This is a genomic window from Clostridium sp. AM43-3BH (assembly GCF_003479985.1).
In the GTDB taxonomy this organism is placed as follows: domain Bacteria; phylum Bacillota; class Clostridia; order Lachnospirales; family Lachnospiraceae; genus Otoolea; species Otoolea fessa.
In genome coordinates this window covers 164,872-179,321 of the sequence record NZ_QUIH01000003.1, presented here as the reverse complement: position 1 = coordinate 179,321, position 14,450 = coordinate 164,872, and the positions used below count along the sequence as shown (strand labels likewise).

Sequence of the window (14,450 nt, the reverse complement as noted above, 5' to 3'; positions counted from 1 at the left end):
TTACAGCACCCGTCCACGCTCTCTTATCTCCCGGATCACGTGTCCCATCCGTTTTCTCCGGACTGCCTGTTCTTTCGCCCTCTCCCGTGCAAGCAGCGCCCGGATGAACGCAAAGGTTCTCTCCTCGCCCTGGTCTTTCAGCATCGTGAGGAGATATTCCAGCTGGTACTTCGTCCTCGGGTGCATCACGACAAAATCTCTGCCTCTTTCAAAGTATTCCCACGCACACGCATCCGTGTAATCTTTTCCCTTATAAACCTTCGACGCGGCAATCCGGTCCATTACCATCTCGATCAGGTAGCGAAGGGGCATTTTATTGCCGACAAGCCCCCAGGACTTGTCCGGTGCAAAATCGATCCAGTATTCGAAATGATGTTTGTTGCGTCCCTTGTGGTGCAGCCATGCCGCCGAATAGCCCTTTTCTTCTTTTTCCGCCGCATTTGGGCTGCGGTTTCCCTGATAATATTTAACGCCGGTCGCAAATTCCTCCCAGGAATACTTGGAGAGGTCGTGCAGAAGTCCCTGGCGGTACAGCCCTACCGCAAAGCAGTTTTTCATGACCTCGCATTTATGTTTCGTGATCGTCAAAAAATGATGATACGCATTGTAAATATAATTCATTTTCCTACCTCTTTCCCCTTTTCTTTCCTCCTATTTTACCCCCCGTATTCTGGTTTGACAACCCCACTTTCTTTCGCGGCTTTCTGGAAAATACCCGTTACTGGGACACATGTGTGTACAGTAACAAATGCCCTTATTTTCCACAAAAATTTAACTATTTTTAAATGTCTGAATTTCCAGAAATTTTATGCGAAAACGTTTGACATCAATATGAAACTATGCTATTCTTGGAACAGGTCGTAAATCCATGCGGCCATCACTATTTTTTATATTTTTTTGGAGGTATCATATGAACAGAGGTACTGTAAAGTGGTTCAACAACCAGAAAGGTTACGGATTTATCTGCGACGAGCAGGGCAACGATGTATTCGTTCACTACTCCGGACTGAACATGGAAGGCTTCAAGTCTCTTGAGGAAGGCGCTCAGGTAGAGTTCGAAGTTGTTAACGGTGCTAAGGGACCGCAGGCTACTAACGTAACCAAGCTTTAATCATCAACTTTCCAGTGTACCTGTTTTCCAAATATGTTTGATATATATTTTGCGAATACGTTATATTGATCTAAGTAAAGTGATTATAAAAAGGGATACCGCTTCGGCAGTATCCCTTTTTTCGTCACTGCTCACACATGTGTGAACAGTGACCTTTTTTTCTGTCCTGCCATGCGGAACATATCCAAATATCCTTTTTCCGCACAGCAGCCATATCTATTATCTCATTTCTTTTTACTTCTTAGCTTTCTCGTACAATTTTTTCAGCTCATCCACACTAAATTCATAGTGCTTGTTGCAGAACTGGCAGTTGACTTCGATGCTCTTGCCCTCGTCGATCATCTCCTGCAGCTCCTTGCCGCCGATGCTGATCAGCGCCTTTTCTACACGGCTCTTGGTGCAGTTGCAGGTAAACTGAATCGGCATCTTATCCAGAATCTCCAGACCAAATTGTCCTAAAATCAGCTCCAGAATGTCCTCCGGGGTCATTCCCTTATTTAACATCGTCGTCACCGGCTCCAGCTCACCGATCGTCTTTTCAAGTGCCGCGATCGTCGCCTCCTCTGCTCCCGGAAGAAGCTGGATGATAAATCCGCCTGCCTGGCGCACCGTATTTTCTTTATTCATCAGAACGCCCAGTGCCACGGAGGACGGAGTCTGCTCGGAGGTCGCATAGTAATAAGTCAGATCTTCCGCAATCTCACCCGTTACCAGGATCGTCTGTCCCACATACGGCTCTTTCAAACCGATATCCTGGATTACGCTCAAGACGCCGACTCCCAGCGCACCGCCCACATCCAGCTTGCCCTTCGCATTCGGCGGCAGCATTACCTCCGGGTGGAACGCGTAGCCCTTGACATTGCCGTTCTTATCAGCTGTCACCGTCAGACCGCCGATCGGACCATCGCCCTCGACCCGGATGGTTAAAAGATCACTGTCCGCTTTCATCATCGATCCCATCATGACCCCTGCCGTCATCAGGCGTCCCAGCGCTGCGGTCGCCACCGGGCTGGTATTGTGCGCCTGTCTGGCTTTCTCCACCAGATCGCGGGAAGTCGCCGCAAATGCGCGGATCTGACCATTCGCCGCCGTCGCACGGAGCATATAATCTCCGGTCTGTCCCGTTATTTCACCTGCTTTTATCTTTTCCATCATTTATACCTCTTTTCCATGTTCTCTCGCAACCACATAGATTCGGTCGCTCTCTTTTCGCGGCGCGTTCTTCGTAAATGCGTCATACGCCGCCACAAATTCCATGCCCGCTTCTGCGAGCGCCTTTTTTATCTCATCCAACGACCACGCGCGCTCAAAATGCGTCTCCTGATAGCGGCGGTATAAGTCATCCTCCTCGCGGATAAAGAGCGTCAGATCGTAGGAGTTAATTTTCTCCTCTTCATCATACTCATTTTCCCAGATGAAGCTCCCCTCGTCGCGCACCTCCGCGATCGTCTCACTTCCCATTGCCTGAAACTTTGCCTCCGTGTTCAGGTCGAAAATGAACATTCCCTTCGGATCCAGATAATTGTTGACCAGCGAAAATACGTGCGCCAGATCGTCATAATCCAGAATATAATTCAGCGAATCGCAGATACTCACGACCGCCCGGACCGTCCCGTACAATTCAAATTCGCGCATATCCTGCAATAAATACAAAATTGGCAGCCCGGATTCTGCCCGTTTTTCGATTGCTTCCTGCAGCATATCCTCCGAGACATCCACGCCGATCATATCATAGCCTTCCTTTGCCAGAAGCTCCGTCAGCGTGCCGGTTCCGCATCCCAGATCCAGCACCAGACCATCATTGATCCCATATTCCTTTAAAAGAGAAGTCAGGTACCCGCACCAGTCCTCATAGGGAATATTATCCATAAACATATCATATACTTCCGCAAAACTCGTGTAAGCGTCCATTTAGCCTCTCCTTCTATATTGCCGATGCAAAAATGACTGCCATGCACCGAAAGCTTTCCCCTACTGCACAATCTCCTTCCGATGCCAGCACTCCCATCATAGCAATTTTTCGCCCTGTTTGCAAGAATAATTGAAAAAGCACGCGCAGATGACCAGGAATGGAGTAATTGTTCACAGGTAGGCACTTTTGGAACCGAAAGTGCCGTAAGAAAACGTGGTGGCAGCAGGGTTTTGTCGTATACACTAACTCTTGACGTTCCACGCAGAACTGACTATACTAGAGCGTATGAAAAATTTGACTGAAAAACAAAAACATTCCCCCATCAAAAGCCGCCGTTTTTACCGCCGGCAGATGTGGCTTCCGGCGCTGGTGCTGATCGCGTCCATCCTGCTCCTGTGGCAGAATGCCGGGGAAAATTCACACTCCCCGCGGCCGATAAACAGCCAGTGCAAGTTTGAAGATTTTTATAACCCGGCTCAGCCCTATGTCTCGGTGAACGCTCCTTCCTTATATTATACAGGGTGCGCTGCCTACGATGGAAAGAAAGAGACCGGATATTATTATTACTCTCTGGAAAATGGAACCTGCCATTTCTATCTGCTCGATCCGTCTTCCGGCTATCCAGAGCCGCCCGAACGCAAAGCACTTTCATTAAACGGGCGTTTGATCCGCCTGAACGAGGATACCTATGAATCGCTTCTCCAGACGATGGCGGACAGTCTCTCCTGGACGGTGAGCTCCCTGCGGAACATGACTTCTCCTTATATCATATCCGCTCTGCCGTATCCCGCTCTGACGCATGAGGTATTTCATCTATTAGCCGGATGTGCGTTTCTGATCGCCCTGGTGGATCTGATCTGGCTTTTTTACCATTCACTCCGGCACCGCCGAGAGCCGCTGCAGCTTTCCGGTGAGGCACAGCAGGGGCAGCAGGATTCTTCCAGTGAGCAGCCGCGCACTTTGATTTCCCACCGCAGGAAAAAACATTGACAGACGATTCGAGCCATGCCGCTTTCCCTGGCATAGGCCGAACCGTCTGTCTTTTTTCGGCTGCTATTTCGTTTTTCTCTATTTCAGCTTATCAGATTATGCTTCTATCTGAATACACCGCGCCCAGTGTGTCCTTGAAAGTTGTACTGCCTCCGGTGACAGCGGCACATGGGCACACGCCTCTCTTCTCTTCGGACAGCGCTCATAAAAGATACACTTCTCCGCACTCTGCTTTCCTGCCTCCGCATCCAGTTCCATTGTATCCCCGCCGATCGCCGCTTCCAGCAGAAGTTTCGTGTACGGGTGCGCCGGATGCTCATAGATCTCTTCTGCCAGACCTTCTTCCACAATCACACCCTTGTAAATGACCATGACACGGCTGCAGAGCCCGCGCACGACGTTCAGATCGTGGGAAATAAAGAGGATGGTCATCTGCTTTTCGGCGTGCAGCTTCAAAAGCAGGTTCAAAATCTGGGACTGGACCGTCACATCAAGCGCCGAAACAGGCTCATCCGCGATCACCAGGCGCGGATCCATGAGGAGGGCCACGCCGATGCTGATGCGCTGTTTCTGACCGCCAGAAAGCTCTCTCGGATGGCGCGCCGCAAAGGACTCGTCCAGTCCGACATTTTCAAGCATTTCTTTCACTAGCTGCCTGCGCTCTGCGCGGTCCCTGATGCCGCGCAGGCGCAGCGGTTCTTCCAGAATCCATCCGATCGTCCGCGCCGGGTTGAGCGATCCCGCCGGATCCTGAAATACCATCTGCGGACGGACGCCGTCACGCACCTTCACCTCACCCGTATAATTGTCGTGAAGTCCCAGGATCGTCTTGCTGAGCGTCGATTTGCCGCAGCCGCTCTCGCCCACGATCCCCACAATCTCTCCCTCTCTTGCCGACAGGTTCAGATCGTGAATTACGTGTTTTTTTCCTTTTTTGCGGAACAGACCGCCACGCACATCGTAAAATACGTTCAAATCCGTCAGGCGCAGGATCTCCCCGCCGGAGCTTTCCCCTTTTTCTCCCTCCGGAATCGACGCCACCAGATGGCGCGTATATTCATGCTTCGGATGCAGAAGGACGTCTTCCGTCTGCCCTTCTTCCACGATCTCGCCCTTATAAACCACGATCACACGGCTGCAGAGCGCACGCACAACATTCAGATCATGGGAAATAAAGAGAATCGACGTTCCCTTGGTCCGGTGGATATTCCGCAGAAGCTCCAGGATCTGTGCCTGAACGACACAGTCTAACGCTGTCGTCGGCTCATCCGCAATCAGAAGACTCGGAGAATTGATCATCGCCTGCGCGATCATCACACGCTGGCGCATGCCGCCGGAAAGTTCATGCGGGTATTTACCGCACAGCCCCTCCGGGTCCGGCAGACCGACTTCTGAGAGTGCCTGCACGACCCGTTCATGGATCTCAGCATTTCCGAGTTTCGTATGGATCCGCAGGCTTTCCCCGACCTGCCGTTCGATTTTCAATACCGGATTTAAGGAGGTCATCGGCTCCTGAAAGACCATCGCCATTTTGCTGCCGCATAGCTGTCTCCGCTTTTCCGGTTTCATGGTCACCAGATCTTCTCCCTGAAAACAGAGCGATCCGGAGGCAATCTCGGCGTCCTTCGGAAGCAGCCCCATCAGTGCAAGCGCACTCATGGATTTTCCTGACCCTGACTCGCCGACTACTCCGACGATCTCGCCTTTTCCGATCGAAAAGCTGATGCCCTTGACTGCCTCAAAGGTCGAATTTCCTTCTGGAAAACGGATCGACAGATTTTTTATCTCAACCAATGGTTCCATCTTTTCGCCTCCTTACTGCTGCATCGAGCGCAGCCCCTCGCTCACCATGCTGAATCCCAGAATAATCAGGATGATCGTCACGCCCGGTCCGATCGCGTACCACGGCGCATTGAACAGGTACGACTGCGCTTCGTAAAGCATTCTCCCGAGACTCGGCTCCGGCGGCTGGATTCCCAGTCCCAGATAACTCATACTCGCCTCCGCCAGCACCGCATTGTTAAATCCGATCGCCGCCGCCGTCAAAAGGCTGACCGCCGCATTCGGCAGAATATGGGCGAAAATAATCCGGATATGCCCTGCGCCAAGGATCCGCGCACTCTTGACAAAATCCAGTTCCCGGCACCGGATCACCTCACTGCGGACGATCCGGGCAAAACTCGGGATAAAAAGGATTCCCAGCGCCAGAATGATGTTGTAGCTTCCCGGCTTCGTCAGGCTGATGAAGATAAGCGCCAGAAGAATGCTCGGAAACGATAAAAGGATATCATTGAAACGCATGATCAGGTTATCGAAAAAGCCGCCGAAATAGCCGGTCAGCGCACCGACGATCGTGCCAAACACACACCCGATCAAAACCGTGCAGACTGCCACAAAAAAGGTGCTGCCGCTTCCCGCCATCACACGGCTCAAAATATCGCGCCCGAAGTTGTCCGTTCCCAGCGGGTGTGCTGCACACGGCGCCAGATTGACTGCCATGGAGTCCATCGTCGTCGTCCCATACGGCGTCCAGAACTGTCCGATCAGGGCAACTGCCAGAAAGAACAGCGTGATCGCGCCCCCTATCATCAGATTATAATTCTTTCGTTTCATTCGTCTTCCCTCTATTCTTCCGCCGTCCGGACTCTCGGATCCAGAACCTGATAAATCATATCAACCGCAAAATTGATAAGTACGACCACCGATGTGATGTACAGCACGATCGCCTGCACAACCGGATAATCGCGGTTGGAGATCGAGCTGATCAGAAGTCTTCCGATTCCCGGCACGCTGAACACCTGCTCTGCCACGATGCTGCCGGCAAGGATCTCCGCGATTACCATCGCAAAGAACGTCACAACCGGAATCATCGCATTTTTCAGCACATGCCCGTACAATACCGCCGTTTCCGTATTGCCGCGGCTGTAGGCAGTCCGCACGTATTCCCGGTTCATCTCGGTCAGAATCGAGCTTCGCAGGAATTTCACCACCATCGCAATCTTCGGCAGCGCCACCGCGAGCGCCGGAAATAAAAGGTACTGTGCAGACTTTCCGAAATTTTCCGACGGTTCGATAAATTTACCCGGCTGGAACATATGAAGAATCAGTCCAAACACGTAGGTCAGGATCATGCCGAGAAAGAATGACGGCACCGCCATCAGAATCTGCGTCAGGCAGTTCGTCAGCGTATCGACCCATTTCCCGGCAAACCGGGCACTCAGGATTCCGAGCGGAACTGAAATCACCGTGATGATGAGCAGGGAAATGACTGCCAGAAGCACCGTGACCGGAAGCCGCTGTGCCAGAAGGGAGCGGACTGAGGTTCCCTCATACCGGTAGGACTCCCCGAAATCCCCCTGCATCGCATCGGTCACCCATCTTCCATACCGCTCCAGAAGTGGATCATTTAATCCCATCTCATCCCGCGCCCGCTCTAACTGCTCTTCCGTCGCGTCCTTTCCCAGCCTGGAAAGTGCCGCATCGCCCGGAATCACAGAAAAAGCGGTAAACGTCAGGAAGGATATGACCAACAATGTGATAATGAGAGTTATCAGTTTTTTTATAAAGAATTTCATAATTCCCTCCTGCGTTTACCGCTTCTTATTCTGTTGTTATTTCCTGGTTACTGTTCACGGGCAGGCACTTTTGGAACCGAAAGTGCCGTAAGAAAACGTGGTAGCAACAGGAATTTGCTGGATTGTAACTGTATATTTTACTGCTCTACCTGATATAACAGGGACATATCCTCTGCTGCCGTCGGGTAGAAGGTGTAGCCGCCAAACTTCTTGCTGACTGCTACGAGATTCGCCGGATCTTCGATGTAAACGGCTGCCGCATCCTCTGCCAGGATCATCTGCGCCTTCTTGTAGTTTTCTACTTTTACATCGTCATCAACGGTTGTGTATGCTGTATTAAATACATCGTCGTACTCAGTGTTGGAGTAATGCATGAAGTTCTTCGCATCGTCTGTCACATATTTCTTGAGCCAGTCGCTCGGTGCCAGCGTTCCGTCAAAACCGATGACGGTCGCCTGGAAGTTGCCTCCCTTGTATACATCCTGCAGCCAGGTGCTCCACTCAACCTGATTTAAGGTCACGTTGATGCCGACCTGGGACAGCTCATCCGCGATGATCTGCGCGCTGTCTACGTGCTGGCTGTATGAGCTCGGAACGGTGATTTCCAGATCAAAGCCATCTGCGTATCCGGCATCTGCCAGAAGCTCTTTTGCCTTCTCCGGATCGTAGCTGTATACGGTCTCTGCTTCCGGCTCATAGTATTTCGACATTGCCGGAATCATATGGGAGCCGATGATATGGCTCTTTCCGCCGAAAATAAAGTTGTTGATCGCATCGCGGTCTACCGCATAGCAGAGTGCCTGACGCACCTCTGTCTTGGAAAGCGGCTCGTAAGCGCTGTTTAAGTACATCGCATGGACGAGGTTCATGCTTCCCTGTACGATGTTGTAATCTTCATCGCCCAGCGTCTCCGCCTGTGCGGCGGTTAAATATTTCAGAATGTCGATGGTGCCTGCCTGCAGCTCTACAAATGCGGTGTCCACATCGGCAATAAATTTAAATTCCACGCTGTCCAGGCTCGGAACGCCCTCCTGCCAGTAGCCATCATATTTTTCCAGCTCCAGGTTCTGTCCCGGTGTGTAGGAAACATATTTGAATGGGCCGGTACCGATCGGATTGCCTGCCGGGTCCTCGTTGGACTGCGGAATGATGGCAATCGTCATCATCGGAAGAAACTCTGAATAACTTTCTTTCAGGTTTACAACCAGTGTCTTATCATCCTGCACCTCTACACTATCTACAAGCGAAGAAAAAGCGGAGGATTCGCCCTGAATCTCCGCATAACGATCGATGGAATATTTGACATCTTCGATGGTAACCGGTGTGCCGTCATGGAATGTGATGCCATCTCTCAATGTGAAAGTATAAGTCTTTGCATCATCGGAAATGGTGTAATCGCTGGCAACAGCCGGAATAAATCCGCCATCGGAAGTAGGCTTTACAAGCCCTTCGTACAAATTGAAAACCACGTCTCTAGTTCCTGCGTCCGTATCTACATGGGGGTCAAGACTAGCCAGATCCTGCGTCATGCCATACACAACGCTGCCACCTGGTACTGGTGTTCCTTCTGAAAGAGTATTACTGGTTTCTGCTTCGCTGGACTCGCCAGCTGCTTCTGAGGTACCTTCTGCTGTCTTGCTGCCTCCGCATGCACAGAGTGAAGCAGATAACAAAAGTGCCATTACGCCTGAAAGAAGCTGTTTCTTTTTCATATCTTTGTCCTCTCGAATTCGTAATAATCTCTCATTATTAAATTGTCCTAGCCATTATAGCAGATTTTCATAGAAAATCAACTTTTCCAGCATAATTTAGGACTTTCTCACTATCTTTTAGGATGTTTTTTGTTGAAATTTACGAATTGATCCGGCTCGAAACTGTCAAAAATAAAAACATCAAACTGTTTCCGGTGCCGGTTTAATTCGCCCTGGTTTTTAATCGTCCACGCCGCCATCTTACATTTGTAGAAATAGCGCAGCATTTCCACCGGAAGCGTGTTGCTGAACTGGCAGTTGTACGCAATGAAATCCGGTCTGCAAAATCCGTTCAGCATACAGTATGTAAGCATCTCCCGCACAATGACCGGCGTTTTCAATCCCTCGCCGCGGTGATTGGTCGCAAGCTGTCCGCGCAAAACATTTGGACGATGGCGCTTAAACCAGCCGAGTGCCAGCGGACTGAACGATTCGATGCAGTACTCACCCGGATAACGGTCTAAAAGCACCGCGCATTTCTCGCACAGCTCCCGGTGGACAATCTCCGCTTTCAGCTCGATGATAAGCGGTGTGCGTCCATCCGCCAGCTCAAGCACTGTCTCAAAGGCTGGTATCGTCTGGGATGAACCAAACAAACGATAACTTTGCAGCTCTTCAAAGGTACAGTCGCGTATCTTCCGGTCAACGCCCGCCGCCCGCTTCAGATCCCAGTCGTGAAATACGACCGGAACCCCGTCTTTTGTCAGCTGTACATCCAGCTCGATCCCATATCCCATCTGGATCGCGCGCTCAAACGCCGGGAGCGAATTTTCCGGACATTCACCCCGGTTGTCATGAAATCCCCGGTGGGCGATGTATTGCCGCTCAAATGCCTGCATTCTCGCCTTCCGCCCCGTCTCCGGCAGCATACTGCAGTAAAACAGAGATAAGAGCGATATCGTCACCATCCCTGGAATTACGATTGTCATATGTAAATAGCCTCTTTTCTTTCGTCACACAACGGCTCTGCGCCGTCCTACTAATCTTCTATCTCCCAATGCACCTGGCTTCCACCATTTCCCTTTTTTACCACCAGCTTGTGTCCCATCTCCTCTTTCAGCTCCGTCACGTGGGAAATGATGCCGATCAGGCGTCTTCCTCCGGACAGCTCCTGCAGCACCTGAACCGCCCGCGTTCGTGATTCCTCATCCAGGGAACCAAATCCCTCATCAATGAACATCGCATCCACCTTCACGCTGCCTGCCGCATTCTGGATGACATCCGCCATGCCGAGCGCCATCGCAAGCGCCGCCAGAAAGGATTCTCCACCGGACAGCGTTTTGACGTCCCGGACCCGGTCAGTCACAAAGCTGTAGACATCCAGGTCAAGTCCCACTTCTCCCTGTTTTCCCAGATCAGCCAGACCGCGGCATTGAAGTTCAAAGGTTCCTTTCGTCATCCGGCGCAGGCGGCGGTTAGCTGCCTGTATCATCTGGCGGAAATACTGGCGCTGTACATACGTCTGGAAATCGATCCGCGCCGCACCGCTCAGTTTTCCGTCCGCCGTCTGGTAAAGCTCGCTGATCTGCTGTTTTTCCCGGTCAAGCTGATCCCGTTCCTGCAGATACACCCGAAGTGCCGCATATGCATCCTCGTTGCGCGTCCGCACCGACATATGTTCCCGGTGAAGCCGCGACCAGCGCGTTTTTTCCTCTTCCCAATGCCGGATCGCCTGCTGGATTTTTTCTTCCGGATCTGTTTCCGAATCTGCTTCCATATGTTCCCGGAGCGAAGATAAGCTTCCCTCCAGCTCCCGGCATTTTTCCCGGCACTCCTGTGCTTTCTTATCAGCCGCTGTCACCGCCTCTGCAAGTGTTTCCAGCTCCCGGCTGCGCTTCTCAAGCTCCACCCGGAGTGTCCGGCTGTCTTTCCACTCCAGCCGCTTCGAGAGTTCCTCCAGCTCATTACGTCTCATCTGGCTCTCGATCGCCGCCTGCTGCACCTCACTTCTTTTAAGCTCCAGCGCAGCTTCCAGCTTCTTCTGTCCGACTCCGTTCGCCTCCCGTTTCTGCCGGATCGTTTCTTCCATGGCAATCCGGTCAGTATAAGTGATTTCCGCCTGCCTGCATCGCCGGATTTCCTGTGCCATCTGCCGGAGCTCCTTCTCCAGAGCATCCGCATCCGGCTGGGCTGCCGGGCTGTCCTGATTTTGGCCGTACAGTTTTCCCTGGATCTCTATCCGTCGTCTGCTCTCATGTTCCAGCGAGATCTGCGCCTCCTGGCACGCCTCAGCGGCTGTCCTCTGCTTCTGATCGGCATCATCCCGCCCGGCACGCAGCGCTTCCACCTGTTCCTCCCGGATCGGCTCTGTCTCCAGACGGCAGGGAGTCGGGTGTTCCAGCGAGCCGCAGACCGGGCACGGTTTTCCTTCCTGCAGCTCTGCCGCCAGAAGTCCCGCCTGCATCGCCAGAAAGCGGCAGGACGCGTCCTGATACAACTGATCTGACTGCTGGTACGCCCGCGCGGCTGCCTGAAATTTTTCCTGGCGTTTTTCCAGTGACTTTCTCCATGTCCGCTCCGCTTCACAGCATTTCCCTAACTCCTGCAAAACCGCCTGGCGCCGTTCCATCTGCTCCCGCCGTCCCCGGCATTCTGCCAGGGCAGCGCGCGCCTCTACCGCCTCCCGCTCCTGGTTTCGAAGTATTTCTTCCTGTGTACGGCACGTTTCCAGCTGATTCTGCATTTTTTTCAGGTTTTGGGTCAGAGCCGTCCGCTGATGTTCCAAAGTTTCATATGCCTGCCGTTTTTTCTCCTGCTCCGCATAGAGCGGAAGCGCATCCTGCATCCGCCGGATCTGATCCTCCAGCTCCGGTTTCCGGCTCTCATAGGCTGCGGCAGCTTCCCGGCGCCTAGCCTCCATCTCCCGTCCAAATGCTTCCAAACGGCTCTTTTCTTCCAGTACCCGTTTTTCCTTTTTCACAAGCTCCAGATGGTTCTGTCCGGCGGCAAGCTTCTGGATTGCATTCTCTTCCAGTCTCCCCGTCTCTTCCTCGAGCCTCCGGCTTCCCTCCGACAACTGATGCAGAAATACAAGCAGTTCCGCTCCATTTGTCCGGTACCGCTCTTTCAAAGACTGCCATCTTTCTTCCCACTCCAAAGCTGCCGCCTCCTCCGTCCTGGGAACCGTCACCTGCCGGATGACTTCCTCGCACCGGGTCTTGTTATCCTCCAGCCTTCCATACAGCGTCCGATCTGCCTCCCGCAGCTTCTGCTGGATTCTACCGTAGATCCCGGTATGGAAAATGCGCGAAAATATCTCTTTTCTTTCTTTGGAGGATGCATGGAGCAGACGGATATATTCGCCCTGCGCGATCATCGTGATCTGCGAAAACTGATCGCGGTCCACGCCCACGATCGCCCGGATCTTCTCATCGATCTCACGGATCCGGCCGGACATCTCACTTCCATCCGGCAAAAGCAGAGACGCTTTCGGCGCCACACTCGTCGCCGTGTATGCGCCGTCCTTATTTTTCCGCTTACTGAGGCGCGTGTATGCCGGACTGCGGCGGATCGTATAATCCTGCCCCTTATCCTCAAACGTCAGTTCCACCCAGGTCTCCGCGTCCTCCGGTGCATACTGGCTGCGAAGCATCGCGCCTTCTCTCCCGGCGCCGCTCGCCGCCCCGTAGAGCGCAAACGAGATCGCGTCAAAGATCGTCGTTTTGCCTGCCCCCGTATCGCCCGTGATCAGGAACAATCCCGTCCCCGCCCGTTCGAAATCAATCTGCGTCACGCCCCCATAAGAGCCAAACGCCGACATTGTAAGCAGCTTCGGTTTCATACGCGTTCCTCCTCCTCTGCCTCTTCCACCATGCGCGCCAGAATCGTCTCCTGTTCCTCCGTCATCGGGCAGTGGCGCACCGCCTCATAAAAAGAGGCAAATGCCTGAAACGGCGTCACCGCCCCTGTTTCCTCCGGTTCTTCCTCCAGTCGTTTCCGCGTCCTCTCATTGTCCACCCGGATCTCCAAAATATGCGCAAATAACTCCTCCAGGCGTTCCCGGAAATCGTACATTTCTTTTTCGTCCGTCAGGACCACGCTCACATATGCGTCCGCGCGTCCGCTTCCATCCGGCATCTTTTCCATCGTATCTGAAAGCAGCTTGAGTTCTTCCAGTGTCCCCCGCACGCGCTTTACATCGGGATGGCAGAGAATCGGCAGACGGCGGAGCTGCGGCTCACTTCCTTTTTCTCCCAGTTCCACCACCGTGATTGCCTTCTGATGGTGCTCTTCACTGATCGAATATTTGTACGGCGTCCCACAATAGCGAAACCGCTCCTGCCCTACCTTCTGTGCCCCGTGGATATGCCCTAACGCCGCATATTCAAACGGTTCCAGCACCGACGCATCGATCGCATCCAATCCTCCGGAGGTCAGCACCGCCGTCTCCGAATCGCAGGTCTCCGGATTCTGACCGTTCCAGACAAAAAACTGGTGCGCCAGAACCACATTGCGCTCCTGCTTCCGGATCGTCTCCCGCGCCAGGAGTTTCTGGAATGCATCGGTATAACCATTGGTGTCAAACAAATGGCGCACATGACCCGGACGGATAAACGGTACCAGATAAAAATGAACCGGTCCCCACTCATCTGTAAGTGTGACCTGCTTTAAATACTCCGTCCGATCTGCCGGCGGCAGCGCCGCGATATGGATCCGATGGCGTGCCAGAAACGATGCGCCATACGCCAGCCGCTCCGGTGAATCGTGATTTCCCGCAATGATCAGGATCTCCGTCCCCGGACAGCGCCCGGATAGCTCGGTCAGAAACCAGTCAAAAAGCGTATACGCTTCCCCCGCCGGGACCGATTTATCATAAATATCCCCGCATATCAGAATCGCATCCGGCTTCTCTTCCTCCGCATATTTAAGTATCTGCAAAAACGCTTTCTTCTGGCTCTCGCGCAGGCTATAGCCATTTAACATTTTCCCGATATGCAGATCAGAAAGATGAAATAGTTTCACGCAGGCACACCTCCTTTTTCTTTCTTTGAGCCACTGTTTTTTTGATTTCCAATTTTTTCCGCTTAAACATATAGGCATTTTCCGGACATATATGGCAAAAAGCGCCGACACATCGAACCACTTCCCGTGCCAGCGCCTTTTTTGGTTAC

Annotated in this window: 12 protein-coding genes; 2 read left to right on the top strand and 10 right to left on the bottom strand. The window is 52.5% G+C overall.

The window, feature by feature from the left end:
* Complete coding sequence (locus tag DW931_RS06505; RefSeq protein ID WP_242995775.1) at positions 1–621, bottom strand: DUF5662 family protein; 621 nt, start codon at positions 619–621, stop codon at positions 1–3.
* Between the two features lie 289 nt (positions 622–910).
* On the opposite strand from DW931_RS06505, the gene DW931_RS06500 reads away from it, so the two are divergent.
* A complete protein-coding gene (locus DW931_RS06500) occupies positions 911–1,111 on the top strand; it encodes a cold shock domain-containing protein (RefSeq protein WP_022359797.1) in 201 nt (66 codons plus the stop codon).
* Between the two features lie 234 nt (positions 1,112–1,345).
* Here DW931_RS06500 and hslO read toward each other — a convergent pair whose 3' ends face one another.
* Positions 1,346–2,263: an Hsp33 family molecular chaperone HslO gene (gene hslO / locus DW931_RS06495; protein WP_022359796.1), complete on the bottom strand. Its 918-nt coding sequence runs from the start codon at positions 2,261–2,263 to the stop codon at positions 1,346–1,348.
* A gap of 3 nt (positions 2,264–2,266) precedes the next feature.
* Positions 2,267–3,022, bottom strand: coding sequence for a class I SAM-dependent methyltransferase (locus DW931_RS06490; protein ID WP_118481793.1), 756 nt, complete (start codon positions 3,020–3,022; stop codon positions 2,267–2,269).
* Positions 3,023–3,308: 286 nt separating this feature from the next.
* Between DW931_RS06490 and DW931_RS06485 the strand changes: the two genes are divergently transcribed.
* On the top strand, positions 3,309–4,013 hold the full coding sequence (locus DW931_RS06485) for a hypothetical protein (RefSeq protein ID WP_107000168.1): 705 nt from the start codon (positions 3,309–3,311) through the stop codon (positions 4,011–4,013).
* A 96-nt stretch (positions 4,014–4,109) separates the two neighbouring features.
* On the opposite strand, the gene DW931_RS06480 is transcribed toward DW931_RS06485, so the two are convergent.
* The 7 genes from DW931_RS06480 to DW931_RS06450 form a co-directional block, all read right to left on the bottom strand.
* Complete coding sequence (locus DW931_RS06480; RefSeq protein ID WP_118481796.1) at positions 4,110–5,816, bottom strand: ABC transporter ATP-binding protein; 1,707 nt, start codon at positions 5,814–5,816, stop codon at positions 4,110–4,112.
* Positions 5,817–5,828: 12 nt separating this feature from the next.
* The gene (locus DW931_RS06475) at positions 5,829–6,626 is read right to left on the bottom strand and encodes an ABC transporter permease (RefSeq protein WP_107000170.1); all 798 of its coding nucleotides are present in this window, start codon (positions 6,624–6,626) and stop codon (positions 5,829–5,831) included.
* Between the two features lie 11 nt (positions 6,627–6,637).
* On the bottom strand, positions 6,638–7,588 hold the full coding sequence (locus tag DW931_RS06470; protein ID WP_022359791.1) for an ABC transporter permease: 951 nt from the start codon (positions 7,586–7,588) through the stop codon (positions 6,638–6,640).
* 137 nt (positions 7,589–7,725) lie between these two features.
* Positions 7,726–9,300, bottom strand: a complete 1,575-nt coding sequence (locus DW931_RS06465) for an ABC transporter substrate-binding protein (RefSeq protein ID WP_117796409.1) — start codon at positions 9,298–9,300, stop codon at positions 7,726–7,728.
* Positions 9,301–9,410: 110 nt separating this feature from the next.
* Positions 9,411–10,268, bottom strand: a complete 858-nt coding sequence (locus DW931_RS06460; RefSeq protein WP_118467990.1) for a glycerophosphodiester phosphodiesterase family protein — start codon at positions 10,266–10,268, stop codon at positions 9,411–9,413.
* A 50-nt stretch (positions 10,269–10,318) separates the two neighbouring features.
* Positions 10,319–13,120: an SMC family ATPase gene (locus tag DW931_RS06455; RefSeq protein WP_118481797.1), complete on the bottom strand. Its 2,802-nt coding sequence runs from the start codon at positions 13,118–13,120 to the stop codon at positions 10,319–10,321.
* Entirely contained in the window at positions 13,117–14,301 is a 1,185-nt protein-coding gene (locus tag DW931_RS06450) for an exonuclease SbcCD subunit D (protein WP_118481798.1), read from the bottom strand. Before DW931_RS06450 ends, DW931_RS06455 begins: the two co-directional genes overlap by 4 nt.
* Positions 14,302–14,450: the final 149 nt, after the last annotated feature.

Coding starts and splice junctions, on each gene's coding strand:
- DW931_RS06505 (WP_242995775.1), bottom strand. CDS start 621: ATGAATTATATTTACAATGCGTATCATCATTTTTTGACGATCACGAAA.
- DW931_RS06500 (WP_022359797.1), top strand. CDS start 911: ATGAACAGAGGTACTGTAAAGTGGTTCAACAACCAGAAAGGTTACGGA.
- hslO (WP_022359796.1), bottom strand. CDS start 2,263: ATGGAAAAGATAAAAGCAGGTGAAATAACGGGACAGACCGGAGATTAT.
- DW931_RS06490 (WP_118481793.1), bottom strand. CDS start 3,022: ATGGACGCTTACACGAGTTTTGCGGAAGTATATGATATGTTTATGGAT.
- DW931_RS06485 (WP_107000168.1), top strand. CDS start 3,309: ATGAAAAATTTGACTGAAAAACAAAAACATTCCCCCATCAAAAGCCGC.
- DW931_RS06480 (WP_118481796.1), bottom strand. CDS start 5,816: ATGGAACCATTGGTTGAGATAAAAAATCTGTCGATCCGTTTTCCAGAA.
- DW931_RS06475 (WP_107000170.1), bottom strand. CDS start 6,626: ATGAAACGAAAGAATTATAATCTGATGATAGGGGGCGCGATCACGCTG.
- DW931_RS06470 (WP_022359791.1), bottom strand. CDS start 7,588: ATGAAATTCTTTATAAAAAAACTGATAACTCTCATTATCACATTGTTG.
- DW931_RS06465 (WP_117796409.1), bottom strand. CDS start 9,300: ATGAAAAAGAAACAGCTTCTTTCAGGCGTAATGGCACTTTTGTTATCT.
- DW931_RS06460 (WP_118467990.1), bottom strand. CDS start 10,268: ATGACAATCGTAATTCCAGGGATGGTGACGATATCGCTCTTATCTCTG.
- DW931_RS06455 (WP_118481797.1), bottom strand. CDS start 13,120: ATGAAACCGAAGCTGCTTACAATGTCGGCGTTTGGCTCTTATGGGGGC.